Here is a 20,455-nt window from a genome sequence, read left to right as displayed (position 1 = left end):
GGGCGAGAACCGGTCACTCCCCCGCACCCGGTCAGTTCAGGGCGAACCGCTGGGCCGCGGAGCCGTTGCAGTCCCAGATCTGCAGCCGGGTGCCGTTGGCGGTGGCGCCGCTCGGGCTGTCCAGGCAGCGGCCCGACTGCGGGTTGCGCAGCGAGCCGTCGGCCTGCTGCACCCACTTCTGGCCGCCGACCCCGTTGCAGTCCCACAGCTGGACCTTGGTGCCCGCCGCGGTGGCGTTGCCCATGATGTCCAGGCAACGGCCCAGAGTCACCAGGGAGTTGTCGGAGGCGTGGGTCCAGTGCTGGTCCACCGCCCAGGACTGGCACTGCCACAGCTGGACCGCGGCGTGGTCGGCCCCCACGTCGTCGCCGTCCACGTCCACGCACGCGCCGCCGGGGCCGGTGATGGTGGCGCCCGAGGTGCCGTCGCCGCCTCCGGTGTAGCCGGCCGCCACGATGTTCGCCTGGACCGCGGCGTCGGCGGCGTCGGTGGACCAGCCGGAGGTCATCACGCCCTCGTAGAACGACCCGGCGGAGGCGTTGCTGTTGTCGCCGCCGGTGCCCAGCACGATCGAGCCCTCCTGCTGCATCGGCGTGTAACCACCGCTGGGCAGCGGACCGTTCCACCAGGTCGACAGCGCGCCGGAGCGGGCGTTGCCGCCCTTGAGCGCGAACGAGGTGCGACCGTCGTTCTTCAGCAGCGCGGTGACGAAGGGGGTGGCGTTGCCGAGGTTGGCCGGATTGTTGCCGCTGCCCTGGTAGAGGCCGTTCTCCAGGTCCGCGGCGACCCAGGGGCCCGCTCCGGTGCAGGGCGGGTTGTGGCAGCGGGTGCCGATGTAGACCGCGTCCATGTGGCCGTTGCCGGTGTCGCTGATGGTGTGCTCGGCGTTGCCGTAGTCGAAGCAGCAACCGCCGTTGACGTGGGTGCCGCTGGCCACCATGTACATCGATTCGGGGGCGCCGTTCACCGCGACGCCGGCCGCGTCGGTGTGCCGGTAGCCGGTGCCGGGGGTCACCAGCACGCCGTACGCGCGGTGCCCGCCGGCCACCAGCGGCAGGGCGGTGGCCAAGGCGCCGTGGTCGGCGGCCCCCGCGGTGCCCGCGCCCTCCACCGTCAGGTCGTTGTGGCGCGGCGACTGGTCGTAGATCCGGGTGATGGTGCAGCTCGTGGCGGCGCAGAAGGCGTCCTGCGCGGCCGCGTCGGCGTAACCGCCCGCGGTGAGCAGGCCGATGTCCCGGGTCGCGCCGTCCGAGGCGCGGGTGACCTGGTAGAGCGGGCCCGCGTAACCGCCGTACAGCGCGCGGACGGTGCTGTGCGCGGCCACGCAGGGCGAGCCGGCGGCGGCGTAGATGTCGCAGGGCAGCGAGGCGGCGGCGTGCGACTGGCCGGGTGTGCCGCCGAGCCACGCGCACACCAGCGCCAGCACCGTGCCCGCGGCGACCAGCAGCCGCCGCAGGGCGTGCCGCAGCGCCCCCGCGGCCGGGATCGCGGGCGTGCTCGCGGCGGGCGAGAGCGGCGACACGGCCGCACTGCGCGGCGGGACGCGTGGGGTGGAGGGGGCTGGCGTGGTGACGGGAGAGCGTTTTCTGCGCATGGCGGAGTGACTCCTGACGGATGGCCGGAGGGCGGGCGGGCAGTCGGGCGGTCGGCGTCCGCGGGCCTGCGGACGGCGGTGCGGGCGCACGCGAGCCGACGCGAGCGGACGCGTGCGGCGTGAGGTGCGGCGACGTACGCGGGCGTGCGGAGGCATGCGGACGTGCGGACGGACCGTACGGACGAGCGCGGACGGCGGGTGCGGACGGCGGTGCGCCGCGCGGGCATGAGGAACCCGTGGACGATCGGTCCCGAGGGCGTCGTCCGGCAGGAGAACGTACGCAGGGATGGTCGAAGGCGTCAACACCTGGGGGAAACGGGGCTGTTCGGCGGTCCCTCGGGTGCGGTCGTGTGCGCTCTTGTGCGGTCGGCGCGGGCGGGTCCCCTGGCACGGGAACGCGCGCTCGGCCCCTCGGCCCGCCGAGGACCGCCCTTGCCGATGCCGCTGACCAGGTGTAATGCTGCACGCCGCGGGACGCCGGGACCGCCCCGGGACGAGCGCCCGGACGATCCGGAGGTACCCATGGGTGAGACCGAGCCGCATCCGCACGGCTGCTGCGCCCCGGCACGCGGCACGCCGGGACCCGTGCCGGTCGCCCTGCCGGTCGCCCTGCCGCACGCCTCGGCCCGCACCCCGGAGCCGGTCGCCGGCCCCGGCCCCGCCGGACCGCTCGCGCTCCCCGGCGGGACGTTCCTGATGGGGACCGACGACCCGGAGGGGTTCGCGGCCGACGGCGAGGGTCCGGTCCGCCCGGTCACCGTCCGGCCGTTCCTGATCGACGCGCACGCCGTAAGCAACGACCGCTTCGCCGCCTTCGCCGACGCGACCGGCTACGTCACCGAGGCCGAACGCTTCGGCTGGTCCTACGTGTTCGCGCGGTTCCTGCCCGCTGCGCTGCGCCGCGGCGCCCCGCGGCCGGAGCAGACCCCGTGGTGGTGCGGCGTCCGGGGCGCGTACTGGCGCGCGCCGTTCGGGCCGGGCAGCACGCTGGACGGGCTGGGCGACCACCCCGTGGTGCACGTGAGCTGGGCGGACGCCGCCGCGTTCGCCCGCTGGGCCAGCGGCCGGCTGCCCACCGAGGCGGAGTGGGAGTACGCCGCCCGCGGCGGCCTGGAACAGCGCCGCTACCCCTGGGGCGACGAGCTGACGCCCGGCGGCGAGCACCGCTGCAACATCTGGCAGGGGTCCTTCCCGACCCGCAACACCGCCGAGGACGGCTACGAGGGCACCGCGCCGGTGGACGCCTTCCCGCCGAACGGCTTCGGCCTGCACAACACCTCGGGAAACGTGTGGGAGTGGTGCGCCGACTGGTGGACCACCGACCACCCGGCGGGCCGCCGCAGCAACCCGACCGGGCCGCCCTCCGGCGCCTCCCGCGTCATGCGCGGCGGGTCCTACCTGTGCCACCGCTCGTACTGCAACCGCTACCGGGTCGCGGCCCGCACGTCCAACACCCCCGACAGCACCACCGGCAACCTCGGCCTGCGCATCGCCTACGACGCGTGAACGACGGCCGGCCGCGCGACCGCGCCGAATGTGAACGCGTGTGACGGCCGTGCGAAAGCGGTGATAAACCCGCGGCCACCGCGACCCGCGCGGACGCGCCCCAACACCCGCTGCCACCAGGCGAGATGACGCGGCGTGCCCGGCGGCTGCGGACCGGATTCTTTTTTCCGGGCTGTTGACGAAAAAATCCGGGGCTCCCCATCCTGTTCGGCATGCAGCAACACGACGGCCCCCTGTCGCGCCTGCGGCGCGGCCACGAGGAGCTGGTGCTCGACCTGCTGCGCCGCCACGGACCGCTGAGCCGGGCCGAACTCGGCGCCCGGTGCGGCCTGTCCCGCACCACGCTCTACGACATCGTCGGCGCGCTCGTCGGCAACGGCGCGGTGGTCGCGTCGGTGCCGGACGCGGAACGGCGGCGGCGCGGCCGACCGGTGGAACGGCTCGCCCTCAACCCCGGTGCGGGGCAGGCCATCGGCATCGACCTGGCCCGCCGCGCGGTGCACGTCGCGGCGGTGAACGTGGCCCACGAGGTGGTCGGCAGCGCCAGCCGCCCGCACGGCCCGGACCTGGACCTGGCCGGGCGGATCGCGCTGGCCGAGCGGATGGTCGGCGAACTGGCCGGCGACTCCTTGCGGTTGGCCGCGCTCAGCGCGATCGGCGTCGGCGTGGTCGGCCCGGTCACGCCGTCCGCCGACGGCGCCGCCGACCGCGAGCGGATCGCCGAGCTGCTGGGCAAGCGGTTCGGCGTGCCGGTGCTGGTGGACAACAACACCCGGCTGGCCGCGCTGGCCGAGTCGGTGTGGGGCACCGCCACCGGCGCGCAGGACGTGCTCTACCTGCGGCTGTCGCACGGCGTCGGCGGCGGCCTGGTGGTGGACGGCGCGCTGCACCGCGGCGCCCACGGCCTGTCCGGCGAGTTCGGCCACATCACCGCGGTGCCCGGCGGACCGCCCTGCGAGTGCGGCGGGACCGGCTGCCTGGAGACCGTCGCGTCGGTCGGCGCCGTGCTCGCCGCCCACCGGGCTGCCGGCGGCGCGGCGGCGGACATCGCCGACGTCACCGCGGCGGCGCGGGCCGGCGAGCAGCCCGCCGCGTCGGTCCTCGCCGAGGCCGGCCGGCACGTGGGCGCCGCGCTCGCCGCGGTGTGCAACGCGGTCGGCCCGGGCGTCGTGGTGATCGGCGGCGAACTGGCCGCCGCGGGCGAGGCGTTGACCGAGCCGGTGCGGCAGGCGCTGACCGCCGGGCTGATGCCGGTCTCGCGGCCGCTGGTCGACCTGCGCCCCGCGGCGCTCGGCGAGGTCGGCGCCGCGCTCGGCGGCATCGCCCTGGTCCTGCACCGCTCTCCGCTGCTGTCGCGCTACCCGAGTCACGCGAGTCAGGAGGGCCAGGGCGATGGACCCGGACACGACGACGCATGACCGCGGCCCCGGGCCCGCGGACCTGACGCCCCCGGCGGAAAGGGTCGCAGCGGTCGAGGCGTCCCGCACCGCCGACTCCCCTCTGGACTCGCCCGGTTCGCCGGACGCCGGTGCCGGCAAGCCCCGGTCCGGCACGCCCGATGCGCGCAAGCCCGATGCGCGCAAGCCCGATGCGCGCTCTCCTCGCCCGCGCGCCTCGGCCCGGTCCGCCGCCGGGCCCGCCCGCCGCGTGCCGAGCGCCGTGGTCAACGTGCTCTCGCTCGCCGCCGGCCTCGGCGTCTGGGCGCTGCTGGCCGCGCGCGGCGTGGGCGACCTGCCGGGGCCGCTCGCGGTCGGCCGGCGCGCGGTGGACATGCTGCGCGACGGCACGCTGGAGGACGACATGCTCGCCAGCCTGCGCCGGGTGGTGATCGGCTTCGCGCTGGGCACCGTCGCCGCGGTGCTGGTCGGCTTCCTGATGGGCTGGTACCCACTGGCGCGCGCGGTGATCGAGCCCTATGTGCAGTTCTTCCGCACCATCCCGCCGCTCGCGCTGATCCCGCTCGCGGTGGTCCTGATGGGCATCGGCGAGACGCCGAAGGTCTTCGTGATCTTCCTGGCCGCGTTCCTGTCCAGCGTGGTGGCCACGCTCCAGGGCGTGCTGGGCGTCGACCGCACCCTCATCGACGCCGCCCGGGTGCTCGGCGCCCGCGACAGGACCGTCTTCCTGCGCGTGGTGATCCCGGCGGCGGCCCCGTTCATCCTGGTCGGCATGCGCATCGGCCTCGGCTCGGCCTGGGCGACGGTGGTCGCCGCCGAGCTGATCGCCGCCCAGGAGGGTCTCGGCTTCCGGATGCAGCACGCCGAGACGTACTACGACCTCGACACCATCTTCGTGGGACTGGTCGCCATCGGTGTGCTCGGCCTGGTCATGGACCGGCTGCTGCTGATCGCCGAGCGCCGGCTCACCCGCTGGCAGGAGCGCCGATGACCGCCAAGATCTCCTTCCGCGAGGTGACGCGCAGCTTCCCGGTGAAGAACGGCTCCTTCACCGCCGTCGACCGGGTGTCCCTGGACGTCGGCGAGCGCGAGTTCGTGACCGTCGTCGGGCCGTCGGGCTGCGGCAAGAGCACGCTGCTCAACATGGCCGCAGGGCTGGTCGCGCCCACCTCGGGCGAGGTGGTGGTGGACGGCCGCCCGGTGACGGGCCCCGGCCCCGACCGCGGCATGATCTTCCAGCAGTACGCGCTCTTCCCCTGGCTGAGCGTGCGCCGCAACGTGGAGTTCGGGCTGCGGGTGGCCGGCGTCGGCGCGGCGGAACGGCGGCGGCGCGCCGACGAGGCGATCGAGCTGGTGGGCCTGGCCGACTTCGCCGACGCCCTGCCCAAGACGCTCTCCGGCGGCATGCGGCAGCGCTGTGCGATCGCCCGCGCGTACGCCGTGGACCCCGACGTGCTGCTGATGGACGAGCCGTTCGGGGCGCTCGACTCGCTGACCCGGGTGCAGTTGCAGGACCAGCTCCTGGACACCTGGAGTCGGCAGACCCGCACCGTCGTCTTCGTCACGCACGACGTGGAGGAGGCGGTGTACCTGGCCGGCCGGGTGGTGGTGATGGCCGCGCGGCCGGGCCGCGTGCACCGGGTCGTCGAGGTCGGGCTGCCGTATCCGAGGACCGAACGCACCCGCCTGTCACCGCAGTTCGCGGCGCTGCGCAACGAGGTCTGGAGCGCGGTCCACCACCAGGAGCCGCCCGCCCGCTGACCCCTCTCCGTATCCCCACGCCCGCCCGCACCGCCCGCACCTCCCACGGAAGGACCGCTCCCGTGTCCCTGACCCGCCGCGCCCTGCTCTCCTCCCTGTCCGCGACCGCGCTGTCACTGACCGCGACCGCCTGCTCCTCGTCCTCCGACGGCTCGGGGGGCTCGGGCGGCCGGACGAAGGTCCGCTTCGGCTACATCGCCGACTTCAACGGCTCCAGCCTGCTGGCGATCGCCGACGACCAGGACCTGTGGAAACAGGCCGGGCTCGCGCCGAGCATCAAGGTCTTCACCAACGGCCCGATCCAGATCCAGGCGCTGGGCGCCGGCGACCTCGACTACGGCTACATCGGTCCGGGCGCGATGTGGCTGCCGGCCACCGGCAAGGCGAAGGTCATCGCCATCGACACGCTCACCGACGCCGACCGGGTGATCGCCCAGCCCGAAATCACCTCCGTGGCCGCGCTGAAGGGCAAGAAGATCGGCGTCCCCGAGGGCACCTCCGGCGAGATGATCCTCGAACTGGCACTGAAAACGGCCGGGTTGACCGACTCGGACGTCAAGAAGGTCCCGATGGACCCCTCGACGCTGGTCGCCGCCTTCTCCTCCGGGCAGATCGACGCGGCCGGCTTCTACTACCCGCTCATCGACACCATCAGGAAGCGGGTGCCGAAGCTGGTCGAACTGGCCGCCGACCACGACTTCCCCGACCACGCCTTCCCCACCGCCTTCGTCTCCGCGCCGAAGGCCGACCCGGCCACCACGCGGAAGGTCGTCGGCGTGCTCGCGCGGGCCAACGACTGGCGGGCGGCCCACAAGGAGCAGGCGATCTCCCTGGCCGCCCGGATGCTCCAGGTCACCGAGGAGCAGACCCGCGCCGACGCCGCGCACGTCCGGCTGCTCACCACCGCCGACCTGGTCGCGAAGACGAAGGACGGCACGGTGGACGGCTGGCTGGACGGCCTCGCCGACTTCTTCGTCGGCACCGGCCAGGTCACGAGCAAGCCGGCCGTGTCCGCGTACTACGACGGCGCCGCCTTCACCCGGGCGGCCGGCCGGTGAACATCCTCTTCCTGATGACCGACCAGCACCGCGTCGACACCCTCGGCTGTTACGGCAACCCGCACGTGGCGACGCCGAACCTGGACCGGCTGGCGGCAACCGGCACCCGCTTCGACCGCTTCTACACGCCCACCGCGATCTGCACCCCAGCGCGCGCGAGCCTGCTCACCGGCCAGGCGCCGTTCCGCCACCGGCTGCTGGCCAACCACGAGCGCAACGTCGGCTACCTGGAGGACCTGCGCGAGGACGTCTTCACCTTCCCCGCCGCGCTGGCCGAGCGCGGCTACCGGCTGGGCCTGGTCGGCAAGTGGCACGGCGGCACCCGGCGCAACGCCGCCTCCTACGGCTTCGAGGGCCCGGACCTGGCCGGCTGGCACAACCCGGTGGACCACCCCGACTACCGCGCCTACCTCGCAGAACGCGGTCTGCCGCCGTACCGGATCAGCGACCCGGTGCGCGGGGTGTTCCCCAACGGCAACCCCGGCAACCTGCTCGCCGCCCGGCTGCACCAGCCCGTCGAGGCGACCTTCGAGCACTATCTGGCCGACCGGGCGATCGAGCAGTTGGAGCGGTACGCGGCGGGCGAGCGGCCGTTCTTCCTGGCCACCCACTTCTTCGGGCCGCACCTGCCGTACCTGCTGCCCGACGCGTACTACGACGCCTACGACCCGGACCTGGTCGAGCTGCCGCCCTCGATCGCCGAGACCTTCGCCGGCAAGCCGCCGGTGCAGGCCAACTACAGCGCGCACTGGGCGTTCGACACCCTGCCGATCGAGACCACCCGCAAACTCATCGCCGTCTACTGGGGCTACGTCTCGCTGATCGACGAGCAGATCGGCCGCATCCTGACCCGGCTGGACGAACTCGGCCTGGCCGGGGACACGTCAGTGTTCTTCACCGCGGACCACGGCGAGTTCACCGGCGCGCACCGGCTGCACGACAAGGGCCCGGCGATGTACGAGGACATCTACCGCATCCCCGGCATCGTCCGGGTGCCCGGCCACGCGCCGCGGGTGCGCCAGGAGTTCGCGACCCTCACCGACTGCACCGCGACGGTGCTGGACCTGGCCGGCTGCGACCCGGCGCCGGCCGTGGACAGCCGCAGCCTGCTGCCGTTGGTGCGCGGCGAACACCCGCGGTGGCGCGCCGAGTTGCTGGCGGAGTTCCACGGCCACCACTTCCCCTACCCGCAGCGGATGATCCGCGACGACCGCTACAAGCTGGTGGTCAACCCGGAGTCGGTGAACGAGCTGTACGACCTGGAGGCCGATCCGCACGAGCTGGTCAACCGTTATGCGCATCCCGAACTGCGCCCGGTGCGGGTGCGGTTGGTCCGCCGCCTGTACGACCTGCTGCGCGAGCGCGGCGACAACTTCTACCACTGGATGACGCCCATGTACGAGACCGGCGACCTCGACCACGACCCGACCCTCAGCTCCTTCGAGACGACCGGGTGATGTGGGGGCGACGGGACGGATGCGGTGCAAGGGCATTGACATGCCCTCAGCATTGGCGTTTGACTCGTCGCTCGTGCAGGTCTGGCAACGTTGTCATCGCATGACTGTCACCGCCTGAACCGCGAGGCACGAACGCGCGGCGCCGTTGCCGGCCGAGGACGCCATCCGTCCTCCCAGGCACGCCCGTGCGCACGAACAGCGGAGGCACTCTCGATGGTCCCCAAGCGTGGCCCGGAAGATCCTCGCCACACCCCCCGATCCCGCCCCCTGAGCACCACCAGACCCCGCCGCGGCGCCGCGCTGCGCCGGCTGGCCCTGGTGTCCTCGCTGCTGGGTCTGGCGGCCCTGTCGCTCCAGTCCCTCACCACCGCGTCCGCCGCGTCCGCCCCGCCCCTGGTGACGGACCCGGCGTCGCTGGTCAACCCGCTGATCGGCACCTCCGGGGCGGTCAACACCTTCCCCGGGCCCGATGTGCCGTTCGGCATGATGCAGTGGGGTCCGGACACCACCCCGCACCGCGCGCAGGGCGGCGGGTACGAGTACAACAGCACCAAGATCTCCGGCTTCAGCCTCACCCACATCTCCGGCCCCGGCTGCGACGTGGCCGGCGACCTGCCGATCCTGCCGGTCTCCGGCGCGCTGCCGGCCAGCCCCTCGTCGGCCACCGCGACCTTCTCGCACGACGACGAGAAGACGGCGATCGGCTCGTACACGGTGACCGACGCGTCCGGCGTCACCACCGAGCTGACCGACACCACCCGCGCCGGGCTCGGCCGCTTCACTTTCCCGGCCGGCGCCGACGGCAACCTGCTGCTCAAGCTGAGCGGCGGCGCCACCCAGGTCGACGGCACCCGGGTCAAGGTGGTCAGCGACCGCGAGGTCAGCGGCTCGATCGACAGCGGCCACTTCTGCGGCGCGGGCAACCGCTACACGCTGCACTTCGACATCAAGTTCAACCGGCCCTTCTCCGCCAGCGGCACCTGGGTCGGCAGCACGGTCAACCCGAACGCGACGTCGCTGACCGCCGGCCGCACCGCGGCCCCCGCGACGACCGCCGAGCAGGGCAAGGCGCTGCACGAGAAGCACTTCACCGTGCCGCCGGCGCACTCCCCCGTGGTGCACCCGACCTCCGGCGCGAAGAGCGTCGCCGGGGCGAAGGGCACGTCCGGCGCGAACTCCCCTGCCGCCGCTGGCGGTTCGGTGCCAAGCGCGGCCTCGGCCCCGGTCACCGGCGCCAACGGCATGTACCTCACCTTCGGCACCGCGTCCTCGGCCTCGGTGACCGCGGCGGTCGGCATCTCCTACACCAGCGACGACAACGCGGCCGGCAACCTGTCGAAGGAAATCACCGGCTGGAATTTGGACAAGCTGCGCACCGCGAGCCACGACGCCTGGAACGACCTGCTCGGCCGGGTGGCGATCGGCGGCGGCAGCCACGACCAGCAGGTGGAGTTCTACACCGCGCTGTACCACGCGCTGCTGCACCCGAACGTCTTCTCCGACGACAACGGCCAGTACATGGGCATGGACGACCAGGTCCACAAGCTGAGCAAGGGCCAGAAGGCGCAGTACGCCAACTACTCCGGCTGGGACACCTACCGCTCGCAGACCCAGCTGATGGCGGTGGCCGCCCCGAAGGTCGCGGGCGACGTCGTCACCTCGATGCTCAACGGCTACGACCAGACCGGTCTGCTGCCCAAGTGGGCGTCGAACAACGGTGAGAGCTACGTCATGGTCGGCGACCCGGGCACCGCGATCATCGCCGACGCGTACGCCTTCGGCGCGACGAACTTCGACACCGCGCACGCGCTGGAGGCCATGGAGCACGAGGCGACCACGCCCAACCAGGACCGTCCCGGCGAGGCGGTCCGCGACGCCAAGGGCTACCTGCCGCTGGACGAGAACGACTACGGCTGCTGCAACTTCTACGGCCCGGTCTCCACCCAGTTGGAGTACGACAGCGCCGACTACGCGCTGGCGTCGTTCGCCAAGTCGCTGGGCAAGACTGCCGATTACAAGAAGTTCGCCACCCGCGCCCAGGACTGGATGAACGTCTTCAACCCGCAGACCGGCTACATGCAGGGCCGCAACAAGGACGGCAGCTTTGCCGGCGGCTTCACCCCCGGCACCTCCAACGGCTTCGTCGAGGGCACCTCGGCGCAGTACACGCCGATGGTCCCGTTCGACGTCAAGCAGCTGATCACCGCCCGCGGCGGCGCCGCGGCCTACTCCTCGTACCTCGACAGCCTGCTGGACGACATCACCCAGCCGGGCGGCACCGACGCGGACCTGTCCAACGAGCCGAGCCTGGAGATCCCCTGGGAGTACGACTACCTGGGCCAGCCGTGGAAGACGCAGTCCGCGGTGCGGCAGGCGCAGACCCAGCTGTACTTCAACGCGCCGGTGGGCTCCTTCGGCAACGACGACCTGGGCGCGATGAGCTCCTGGTACGTGTGGTCGTCGCTGGGCATGTACCCCGAGACGCCCGGCACCGACACGCTCGCGCTGGGCAGCCCGGCCTTCCCGGTCGCCAGGGTCACCTTCGGCGACGGCAAGCAGGTCACGATCAACGCGCCGCAGGCCGCCCCCGACGCGCCCTACGTGCAGTCACTCGACGTCAAGGGCAAGGAGTACGGCAAGGCCTGGCTGACCTTCGACCAGTTCCACTCGGCCAGGACGCTGGACTTCGCGCTCGCCACGACGCCCAGCACCACCTGGGCCACCGGCCCCGACGCCGCGCCGCCGTCCGACACCACCGGCGGCCAGCGGGTGCTGGCGGCCACCGGGCCGACCAGCGACGGGCTGATCGTCGCGCCCGGCGGCACCGGTGACGCGACGCTGAAGCTGACCAACCTCGGCGACAAGGCCACGACCGTGGACTGGACGGCCACCGCCTCCTCGGGCGTGAGCCTGGGCGCCACCTCCGGCTCGCTGACCGTGCCGGCCTCCGCGACCGCGCAGGCGCGGGTGCCGGTCACCGCCGGCGACACGGAGGGCGCGTACACGGTGACCTTCGCGCTCACCGACCACGCCGGCGGCGCGGACCTGGGCGGCGCCACCCTGCGGGTGGCCGTCGCGCAGCCGGGCGCGCTGTGGCCGTACGAGTCCAACGAGGGCGTCTACCCCGACGGCACCCACTTCAGCGGCGGGTTCGACGACGGCGGCTGGGCGTACTCGCAGAACCAGCTGACCGCGGCCGGCGTGACCAACGGCGGCAAGATCACCGCGGACGGCGTCACGTACACCTGGCCGACGGTGGCCGCGGGCAAGCCGGACAACCTGGAGGTCGGCGGGCAGACCATCCCGCAGCCGGCCGGCTCCTCCGGCGCGTACCTCGGCCTGCTCGGCTCGGCCACCAACGCGCCGACCGACGGCAGCGGCGTGCCCGGCGACCTGACCGTCACCTACACCGACGGCAGCACCTCGCAGGCGCACGTGGTCTTCTCCGACTGGACGCTCAACGGCGGCGCCACCCAGCCGCTGCCCGGCAACACCGAGGCGATCACCACGACCTACCGCAACACCGGGGACGGCGGCCGGGACAACGTCAAGGCGTACGTCTTCTCGGTGAAGGTCCCGCTGGACGCGGGCAAGACGGTGGCGTCGGTGACGCTGCCCGTGACCGGGGCCTCCGGCACGGTCCACCTGTTCGCGCTGGGCTACGGGAGCTGACCGCTCGCCGTCCCGCCGCGTGACCGCGCGCCGGGCGCCTTCCCTTCGGGGGGGCGCCCGGCGCTTTTGTGTCGTCCGAGGGCTCGGGGCGGGGCGGCCACGGCAGGCCGTGGCTCACGGCAGGCACGCGCTCAGGGCGGACGCGCGTCAGGGCAGGACGCGCTCGGGGCGGGCGCGCGTCAGGGCGGGCGCGCGTCAGGGCGGGACGCGCTCAGGGCAGGACCGCGATGCCGTCGATCTCCACCAGCGCCTGCTCGTCCCACAGTCGCACGACGCCGATCACGGCCATCGCGGGGTAGTCACGGCCGGCCGACTCCCGCCAGATGCGGCCGAGTTCGCGGGCGTGCGCGCGGTAGCCGGCGACGTCGGTGGTGTAGACGGTGACCCGGGCGAGGTCGGCGGGCGTGCCGCCGGCCTCGGCGAGCGCGGCGAGCAGGTTGGCCAGCGCGCGGGCGAACTGCGCGGGCAGGCCGTCGCCCTCGATCCGCCCGCTCGCGTCCAGCGCGGTCTGCCCGGCGAGCATCACCAAGGTGCGGCCGGTCGCGGCGACCGCGTGCGAGAAGCCGCTCGCGGGCGCGAGGCCCTCGGGGTTGATCCGGCGCACGCTCATCGGTACAGCTCCCTCGCGATGACGCTCCGCTGGACCTCGGTGGCGCCTTCGTAGATGCGCGGGGCGCGCACCTCGCGGTACAGCTGCTCCAGGCGGTGGCCGCGGCGCAGCGCGCGGGCGCCGTGGATCTGCACCGCGGCGTCCACCACGTACTGCGCGGTCTCGGTGGCGAACAGCTTGGCCATCGCGGCGCGCCGCGTCACGTCGGGCGCGCCCGCGTCGTGGGCGGCGGCCGCGGCGTGCACCAGCAGGCGGGCCGCCTCGATCCTGGTGGCCATCTCGGCGAGCGGGTGCGCGACGGCCTGCAGGTCCTTCAGCGGCCCGCCGAACGCGGTGCGCCGCGCGGCGTGCGCGAGCGCCAGGTCCAGCGCGGCCTGCGCCATCCCGACCGCGAACGCGCCGACGCTGGGCCGGAACAGGTCGAGCGTCGCCATCGCCACGCGGATGCCGTGTCCCTCCTCGCCGAGCAGGTCCGCGGCGGTGACCGGCACCGCGTCGAAGGTGAGCCGGCCGATCGCGTGCGGCGCGAGCATGTCGAGCGGCTCGCCGCCGAGCCCCGGCCGGTCGGCGGGCACGGCGAAGGCGGTGACGCCGCGGGCGCCGCGGGCGCCGCGGGCGCGGCGCGGGGCGGACGCGGCGTCAGCGGCGGGCGGCGCGGCGTCGCGCGGCGCGGCCTCGGGGGCGGACGCGGCGTCAGCAGCGGGCGGCGCGGCCTCGGAGGTCGGCGGCCCGGCCTCGGAGGTCGGCGGCCCGGTGCGGGCGAAGACCGTGTAGACGTCGGCGTCCGGCGCGTTGGAGATCCAGCACTTCTCGCCGGTCAGCCGCCAGCGGCCGGGCCCGTCCGGCTCGGCGGCCAGCGCGAGCGCCGCCGCGTCGGAGCCGGCCCCTCCTCGGTGAGCGCGAACGCGGCGACCGCGCGCCCGGCGACCACCTCGGGCAGCCAGCGCGCGGCCACCTCGGGCGCGGCGCGCAGCGGATGGGCGCCGAGGCCCTGGAGCGCGAGCGCGGTCTCGGCCTCGGTGCACTCGCGGGCCAGCGCCTCGCGCAGCACGCACAGGTCCAGCGCGCAGGCGCGGCCCTCGGGGAGCACCCGGGCGATCAGCCCCGCCTCGCCGAGCGCCGCGACCAGCGCGCGGTCGACCCGGCCCTCGGGTCCCGCCGCGGCCAGCGGCGCCAACCGCTCGCGCGCGATCGCGCGCACCTCCTCGGCCCACGCGGCCCGCCGGTCGTCCAGCCGGAACATCGGCGGCGCGGCCGCGGCCGACGGGGGCGAGGCGTCCGGGGCCGACCGCGGGAGACCGGCGGGGGCCGTGCGGGGGGAGCCGGGAGCGTTCATCTGCGCCGCCTTCTTCTCATCGGGCCTCGGCACGCTTCTCAGCGGGCTCTATTCTCAGCGGGCTCTATCGCGCTTGGTTGACTGCCGTCATGAACACGTTACGCTGAAACGGTCCGCTTTCAGGTGCCGACGAGGGGCTCTGCCGCCATGGACCTGGACGTATCGCCGCCGTCAGCCCATGTGGACACCTTCACGCGCGACCACCTGCCGCCCCCGGAGCTGTGGCCCCGGCTGGAGAACATCCCGCCCTACCCCGAACGGCTCAACTGCGCGACCGAGTTGCTGGCCGGCGGCCCGGCCGGCGCGCCCTGCCTGCGCACCCCCGGGGGCGAGTGCTGGTCCTACGGCGAGCTGCGCGAGACCGTCGCGCGCATCGCCCATGTGCTGACCGGGCCGATGGGCGTGGTGCCGGGCAACCGGGTGCTGCTGCGCGGCCCGACCACACCGTGGCTGGTGGCCTGCTGGCTGGCGGTGCTCCAGGCGGGCGCCGTCGCGGTCACGGTGCTGGCCGCGCAGCGCGCCCGCGAGTTGGCGGAGGTGTGCCGGATCGCCGAGGTGCGGCACGCGCTGTGCGACCACCGCTGCACCGAGGACCTGGTCGCGGCCGGGGTGCCGGGGCTGCGGATGCTCGCGTACGGCGGCCCCGGGCCGGACGACCTGCTGCGGCTGGCCGAGGAGCGGCCGCCGTCGTACGACCCGGTGCCGACCGCGGCCGAGGACGTGGCGCTGATCGCCTTCACCTCGGGCACCACCGGGCGGCCCAAGGGCTGCCTGCACTTCCACCGCGACGTGCTGGCCGTCGCGGACACCTTCTCCGCGCAGGTGCTGCGACCCGAGCCGGCCGACGTGTTCACCGGCAGCCCGCCGCTGGGCTTCACCTTCGGCCTCGGCGGCCTGGTGGTCTTCCCGATGCGGGCCGGCGCGTCCACGCTGCTGCTGGAGAGGGCCGGGCCCGCCGAGCTGCTGCGGGCGGTCGCCGAGCACGGGGTCAGCGTGCTGTTCACCGCGCCGACCGCGTACCGCGCGATGCTCGGCGACCCCGGCCCGTACGACCTGTCCAGCCTGCGGCGCTGCGTCTCGGCCGGTGAGAACCTGCCCGCGGTGACCTGGCAGGACTGGTACGACAGGACCGGGCTGCGGCTGATCAACGGCATCGGGTCGACGGAGATGCTGCACATCTTCATCTCCGGCGCCGACGCCGAGGCGCGTCCCGGCGCCACCGGCCGGCCGGTGCCGGGCTACCGCGCGCAGGTGGTCGACCAGGCGATGCGCCCGGTGCCGGACGGCGAACCGGGGCTGCTCGCGGTGCGCGGGCCGACCGGCTGCCGCTACCTCGCCGACGAGCGGCAGACGGAGTACGTCCGCGACGGCTGGAACGTCACCGGCGACACCTACGTCCGCGACCTGGACGGCAGGTTCCGCTATGTGGCCCGGGCCGACGACATGATCATCTCCGCGGGGTACAACATCGCGGGCCCCGAGGTCGAGGAGGCCCTGCTGCGGCACCCGGACGTCCGCGAGGCCGCGGTGATCGGCGTCCCGGACGAGGAGCGCGGCCATCTCGTGCGGGCCTTCGTGGTGCTGCGCAAGGGCGTCGCGGACGACGAGGCGACGGCGCGGCGGCTGCGGGACTTCACCAAGAGCGTGATCGTGCCGTACAAGTGCCCGCGCGAGATCCGCTTTCTGCGAGAGATGCCGCGGACCCCGACCGGCAAACTCCAGCGGTTCCGGCTGCGTGACATAAAGTGATCGTGTGACCGCAGAACACGTCGTGGGCGAGCCGCAGCCGTACACCCCCGGCTCGCTGATCCTCAGCTTCTACGGCGCCTACGGCCGCTCCGAACTGGGCGGGGACGTCCCGGTCTCGGTGCTGATCCGGACGATGGCCGCGGCCGGCGCGGACGCGCCGTCGGTGCGCTCGGCGGTGTCCCGGCTCAAGCGCCGCGGGCTGCTGGTGCCGACGCGGACCGGCGGCGCGGCGGCCTACGGGCTGTCCGCCGACGCGCGGCAGCTGCTCGCGGACGGCGACCGGCGGATCTACGGCGCCGGCACGCGCGAGGAGGGCGACTGGCTGCTGGTGGTCTTCTCGGTGCCGGAGTCGCAGCGGCAGAAGCGGCACGTGCTGCGCTCCCGGCTGGCCGGGCTCGGCTTCGGCTCCGCCGCGCCCGGGGTGTGGATCGCGCCCGGCGCGCTCTACGAGGAGACCCGGCACGCCCTGGACCGGCTGGGCCTGGCGTCCTACGTGGACTTGTTCCGCGGCGCCCACGCCGGTTTCACGCCGACCGCGCAAGCGGTGCGCCGCTGGTGGGACCTGGACGCGCTGGCCGCGCTGCACCGGGGGTTCCTGGCGGCGCACGAGCCGGTGCTGGAGCGGTGGGAGGCGGCGGCGGGCGCGGGCGCCGGAGGCGCGGCGACGCGCGGTGCGAACGCGGACGGCGCGGAGACGCGCGGTGCGAACGCGGACGGCGCGGGGACGCGCGGTGCGGACGGCCGCGGCGCCGAGGCCTTCGCGGACTACCTGCGGGCGCTGGACTCCTGGCGCAGGCTGCCCTACGCCGACCCGGGGCTGCCCGCGGCGCTGCTGCCCGACGGCTGGCCGGGGTCCCGCTCCGCCGCGGTCTTCGGCCGGCTGCACGAGCTGCTGCGGGAGCTCGGCGCGGCGTACGTGCGCGAGCAGGCCCGGGGGCAGGCACGCGCGGCGTGAGGCGACGCGGCGTGACGCGGCGCGGCGTGACGCGGCGCGGCGTGACGCGGCGTGACGCGGCGCGGCGCGGCGTGACGCGGCGTGACGCGGCGCGGCGTCGGGCCGTGCCGCGCGGCACCGCCACCGGCGCCTCACGCGTCGAGGCTGAGGCGGGGCTTGGGCGCGTCGGTGCGGCCGGTCGGCGGCGGGCGGCGGCAGGCCGCGTAGGGCGCGGGCCAGGGCGCGGCGGGGCCCTCGTAGGACTGCTCGGCCGCGGCGTGCAGCGTCCAGTGCGGGTCGTACAGGTGCGGCCTGGCCAGCGCGCACAGGTCGGCGCGCCCGGCCAGGAGCAGGGAGTTGACGTCGTCCCACGAGGAGATCGCGCCGACCGCGATGACCGGCATCCCGGTCTCGTTGCGGATGCGGTCGGCGTACGGGGTCTGGTACGAGCGGCCGTACGCGGGCGTCTCGTCGGGGACGACCTGGCCGGTGGAGACGTCGACCGCGTCGGCGCCGTGCGCGGCGAGCGCGCGGGCGATCGTGACCGCGTCGTCCCCGGTGGTGCCGCCCGGCGCCCAGTCGGTGGCCGAGATCCGCACGGTCAGCGGGCGGTCCTCGGGCCACGCCTGCCTCACGGCGTCCAGGACGTCGAGCGGGTAGCGCAGCCCGCCGGCCAGGTCGCCGCCGTAGCGGTCGGTGCGCCGGTTGGTCAGCGGGGACAGGAAGGAGGAGAGCAGGTAGCCGTGCGCGCAGTGCAGTTCGAGCAGGTCGAAGCCGGCCCGGGCGCCGCGGGCGGCAGCCTGCGCGAACTGCCCGCGGATCTGGACGAGTCCGGCCTCGTCCAGCGCGTGCGGCACCTGGTTGACGCCGGAGCGGTACGGCAGCGGCGAGGGCGCGCTGAGCGGCCAGTTGCCGTCCGGCAGCGGCTGGTCGATGCCCTCCCACATCAGGCGGGTCGAACCCTTGCGGCCGCTGTGGCCGAGCTGCAGCCCGATCGCGGGACCGGGTCCGGGACCGAGGCCGAAGCCGCCGGGGCCCGCCGCGTGCACGAAGTCGGTGACGCGCCGCCACGCCGCCTCCTGCTCGTCCGACCACAGCCCGGTGCAGCCGGGGGTGATGCGGCCCTGCGGGCTGACGCAGACCATCTCGGTCATCACCAGCCCCGCGCCGCCGAGCGCCCGCGCGCCCAGGTGCACGAGGTGGAAGTCGCCGGGGACTCCGTCGCGCGCCGCGTACATGTCCATCGGGGAGACCACGACGCGGTTGCGCAGGGTCAGCCCGCGCAGGGTGAAGGGCGTGAACATCGGCGGGGTGCCGGGCGGCGCGCCGAAGTCCTTCTCGACGGCGTCGGTGAACTCCCGGTCGCGCAGCCGCAGGTTGCCGTGCGTGACGCGGCGGCTGCGGGTCAGCAGGTTGAAGGCGAACTGCGGGGCCGGCTGGTCGAGGTAGCCGGCCAGCCGCTCGAACCACTCCAGACTGGCCAGCGCCGCCCGCTGGGTGCTGGCCACCACCGGCCGCCGCTCGGCTTCGTACGCCTCCAACGCGGTGTCCACGTCCGGCTGTTCGCGCAGCGACGCGGCGAGCGCGAGGGCGTCCTCCATGGCGAGCTTGGTGCCGGAGCCGATGGAGAAGTGCGCGGTGTGGGCGGCGTCGCCGAGCAGGACCGTACGGCCGTGCCGCCAGCGGTCGTTGACCACGGTGGTGAAGTGCTGCCAGCGCGACCGGTTGCCGTGCAGCGGACGGCCGCCGAGCACCTCGGCGAACAGCTTCTCGCACGCGGCGACCGACTCCGCCTCGTCCATCGCGTCGAACCCGGCCCGCCGCCACACCTGTCGGGTCATCTCCACGATGAAGGTCGCGGCGTCGGCGCGGTACGGGTACAGGTGCGCCTGCATCACGCCGTACGGCGTCTCCACGATCTCGAACCGGAAGGCGTCCAGCGCGAGTTCGGCCGACAGCCAGATGTAGCGGCAGTCGTGCGCGGTCAGGTGCGGGCCGAAGGCGTCGGCGTGCGCGGCGCGGGTGGCGCTGTGCGCGCCGTCCGCGGCGATCACCAGGTCGTGTCCCGCGGCGAGTTCGGCGGCGGGCGGGGCCGGCGTGCGGGTCCTGACGTCGACCCCGAGGTCGAGGCAGCGGTCGCGCAGCAGCGCCAGCAGCCGGCGCCGGTCCAGCGCGGCGAACCCGTGGCCGCCGGAGCGGGTGGTGCGGCCGCGGTGCCGGATGTCGATGGCGTCCCAGCGGACGAACTCCCGCTCCACGGCGGCGTGCACGACCGGGTCGGCGGCGGCGATGCCGCCGAGCGTCTCGTCGGAGAAGACCACGCCGAAGCCGAAGCTGTCCTCGGGCGCGCCCCGCTCCCACACGGTGATCCGGCGTCCGGGGTCGAGGCGCTGGAGCAGCGCGGCGGCGTAGAGGCCGCCGGGGCCGCCGCCGATGACGGCGACGCGCGCGCCGGGGCCGGACGCGTCCGGGGGCGCCACGGTCAGCGGCCCTTCCACCGCGGCGGGCGCTTGCCGGTGAACGCGGCGTGGAACTCCGCGTAGTCCTCGCCGGTCATCAGCAGCGCCTGGGTCGCGGCGTCCATCTCCACCGACGCGGCGAGCGGCATGTCGAGTTCGGCGGTGAGCAGGGCCTTGGTCTGGGCGTGCGCGAGCGCCGGGCCGTCGGCGAGCCGGCGGGCGAGCGCTGCGGCGGCCTTGTCCGCGCCGCCCTCGGGCGCGGTGGAGCTGACCAGGCCGATCCGTTCCGCCTCGGCGGCGTCGACGGTCTCGCCGAGCATCAGCAGCCGGGTGGCGTGCCCGAGGCCGACCACCCGCGGCAGCAGGTAGGCGGCGCCCATGTCGGCGCCGGACAGGCCGACCCGGGTGAAGAGGAAGGCGAACCGCGCGTCGGGCTCGGCGATCCGGAAGTCCGCGGCCAGCGCGAGGACCGCCCCGGCACCCGCGGCGACCCCGTGCACCGCCGCGATCACCGGGAACGGGGCCTCCCGCACCGCCCGCACCACCTGGCCGGTCATCCGGGTGAAGTCGAGCAGCTCCCCCGCGCCCATCGCGAGGGTGGCGCCGATGATCTCCTCGACGTCGCCGCCGGAGCAGAACCCGCGGCCCGACCCGGCCAGCACCAGCGCGCGCGTCCCGCCCTCGCGGGCCAGCTCGGCGAGCAGGTCGCGCAGATCGGCGTAGGCGCCGAACGTCAGCGCGTTCAGCCGGTCCGGGCGGTCGAGCGTGACGGTGGCGACGCCGTCGTCGTGCTCCAGGCGCAGATGGCGCCAGTGGGGCGTCGGGCTCGCGGAGCTGGGATGCGGACTCATGCGCGGCCTCCTCCGTCTCGACGGTATCACTCGTTCGTGACCGTCGTCACCAAGGCGACACAGGGGAGGCA

General features: G+C 74.6%; 13 protein-coding genes and 2 pseudogenes. 9 read left to right on the top strand and 6 right to left on the bottom strand.

Annotated elements, in window-relative coordinates:
• Positions 1 to 31 precede the first annotated feature (31 nt).
• Entirely contained in the window at positions 32 to 1,522 is a 1,491-nt protein-coding gene (locus VSR01_RS30815) for an arabinofuranosidase catalytic domain-containing protein (protein WP_442785583.1), read from the bottom strand.
• 594 nt (positions 1,523 to 2,116) lie between these two features.
• Between VSR01_RS30815 and VSR01_RS30810 the strand changes: the two genes are divergently transcribed.
• The 7 genes from VSR01_RS30810 to VSR01_RS30780 all read left to right on the top strand — a co-directional run bounded on the left by VSR01_RS30810 (position 2,117) and on the right by VSR01_RS30780 (position 12,445).
• A complete protein-coding gene (locus VSR01_RS30810) occupies positions 2,117 to 3,100 on the top strand; it encodes a formylglycine-generating enzyme family protein (protein ID WP_326452296.1) in 984 nt (327 codons plus the stop codon).
• 212 nt (positions 3,101 to 3,312) lie between these two features.
• The gene (locus VSR01_RS30805; protein ID WP_326452295.1) at positions 3,313 to 4,518 is read left to right on the top strand and encodes an ROK family transcriptional regulator; all 1,206 of its coding nucleotides are present in this window, start codon (positions 3,313 to 3,315) and stop codon (positions 4,516 to 4,518) included.
• Positions 4,519 to 4,747: 229 nt separating this feature from the next.
• Positions 4,748 to 5,488, top strand: coding sequence for an ABC transporter permease (locus VSR01_RS30800; RefSeq protein WP_326452294.1), 741 nt, complete (start codon positions 4,748 to 4,750; stop codon positions 5,486 to 5,488).
• Entirely contained in the window at positions 5,485 to 6,258 is a 774-nt protein-coding gene (locus VSR01_RS30795; RefSeq protein WP_326452293.1) for an ABC transporter ATP-binding protein, read from the top strand. Before VSR01_RS30800 ends, VSR01_RS30795 begins: the two co-directional genes overlap by 4 nt.
• 62 nt (positions 6,259 to 6,320) lie before the next feature.
• The gene (locus VSR01_RS30790) at positions 6,321 to 7,316 is read left to right on the top strand and encodes an aliphatic sulfonate ABC transporter substrate-binding protein (protein ID WP_326452292.1); all 996 of its coding nucleotides are present in this window, start codon (positions 6,321 to 6,323) and stop codon (positions 7,314 to 7,316) included.
• Entirely contained in the window at positions 7,313 to 8,773 is a 1,461-nt protein-coding gene (locus VSR01_RS30785) for a sulfatase-like hydrolase/transferase (protein ID WP_326452291.1), read from the top strand. Before VSR01_RS30790 ends, VSR01_RS30785 begins: the two co-directional genes overlap by 4 nt.
• 213 nt (positions 8,774 to 8,986) lie before the next feature.
• Positions 8,987 to 12,445, top strand: coding sequence for a lectin (locus VSR01_RS30780; RefSeq protein ID WP_326452290.1), 3,459 nt, complete (start codon positions 8,987 to 8,989; stop codon positions 12,443 to 12,445).
• 211 nt (positions 12,446 to 12,656) lie between these two features.
• Here VSR01_RS30780 and VSR01_RS30775 read toward each other — a convergent pair whose 3' ends face one another.
• The 3 genes and pseudogenes from VSR01_RS30775 to VSR01_RS38030 form a co-directional block, all read right to left on the bottom strand.
• Positions 12,657 to 13,055 carry a RidA family protein gene (locus VSR01_RS30775; protein ID WP_326452289.1) on the bottom strand — a complete coding sequence of 133 codons (399 nt, stop codon included), beginning with the start codon at positions 13,053 to 13,055 and terminating at the stop codon, positions 12,657 to 12,659.
• A pseudogene (locus VSR01_RS38035) lies at positions 13,052 to 13,663 on the bottom strand (acyl-CoA dehydrogenase family protein); the annotation flags it as partial. The pseudogene VSR01_RS38035 and the gene VSR01_RS30775, both read right to left, overlap by 4 nt.
• 138 nt (positions 13,664 to 13,801) lie before the next feature.
• Positions 13,802 to 14,298, bottom strand: a pseudogene (locus VSR01_RS38030) (acyl-CoA dehydrogenase family protein); the annotation flags it as partial.
• Between the two features lie 240 nt (positions 14,299 to 14,538).
• Here VSR01_RS38030 and VSR01_RS30765 point away from each other — a divergent pair.
• On the top strand, positions 14,539 to 16,140 hold the full coding sequence (locus VSR01_RS30765; RefSeq protein WP_326452288.1) for an AMP-binding protein: 1,602 nt from the start codon (positions 14,539 to 14,541) through the stop codon (positions 16,138 to 16,140).
• Positions 16,141 to 16,144: 4 nt separating this feature from the next.
• Positions 16,145 to 17,095 (top strand): PaaX family transcriptional regulator, encoded by a 951-nt coding sequence (locus VSR01_RS30760; RefSeq protein WP_326452287.1) that lies wholly within the window; start codon positions 16,145 to 16,147, stop codon positions 17,093 to 17,095.
• Positions 17,096 to 17,226: 131 nt separating this feature from the next.
• On the opposite strand, the gene VSR01_RS30755 is transcribed toward VSR01_RS30760, so the two are convergent.
• Positions 17,227 to 19,560 (bottom strand): bifunctional salicylyl-CoA 5-hydroxylase/oxidoreductase, encoded by a 2,334-nt coding sequence (locus tag VSR01_RS30755; RefSeq protein ID WP_442785726.1) that lies wholly within the window; start codon positions 19,558 to 19,560, stop codon positions 17,227 to 17,229.
• Positions 19,557 to 20,384, bottom strand: coding sequence for an enoyl-CoA hydratase family protein (locus VSR01_RS30750; RefSeq protein ID WP_326452285.1), 828 nt, complete (start codon positions 20,382 to 20,384; stop codon positions 19,557 to 19,559). Before VSR01_RS30750 ends, VSR01_RS30755 begins: the two co-directional genes overlap by 4 nt.
• Positions 20,385 to 20,455 lie beyond the last annotated feature (71 nt).

This window comes from Actinacidiphila sp. DG2A-62 (assembly GCF_035825295.1).
Lineage (GTDB): Bacteria > Actinomycetota > Actinomycetes > Streptomycetales > Streptomycetaceae > Actinacidiphila.
This window is presented reverse-complemented; position numbering and strand designations above follow the sequence as displayed.

Coding starts and splice junctions, on each gene's coding strand:
- VSR01_RS30765 (WP_326452288.1), top strand. CDS start 14,539: ATGGACCTGGACGTATCGCCGCCGTCAGCCCATGTGGACACCTTCACG.
- VSR01_RS30780 (WP_326452290.1), top strand. CDS start 8,987: ATGGTCCCCAAGCGTGGCCCGGAAGATCCTCGCCACACCCCCCGATCC.
- VSR01_RS30750 (WP_326452285.1), bottom strand. CDS start 20,384: ATGAGTCCGCATCCCAGCTCCGCGAGCCCGACGCCCCACTGGCGCCAT.
- VSR01_RS30775 (WP_326452289.1), bottom strand. CDS start 13,055: ATGAGCGTGCGCCGGATCAACCCCGAGGGCCTCGCGCCCGCGAGCGGC.
- VSR01_RS30805 (WP_326452295.1), top strand. CDS start 3,313: ATGCAGCAACACGACGGCCCCCTGTCGCGCCTGCGGCGCGGCCACGAG.
- VSR01_RS30795 (WP_326452293.1), top strand. CDS start 5,485: ATGACCGCCAAGATCTCCTTCCGCGAGGTGACGCGCAGCTTCCCGGTG.
- VSR01_RS30810 (WP_326452296.1), top strand. CDS start 2,117: ATGGGTGAGACCGAGCCGCATCCGCACGGCTGCTGCGCCCCGGCACGC.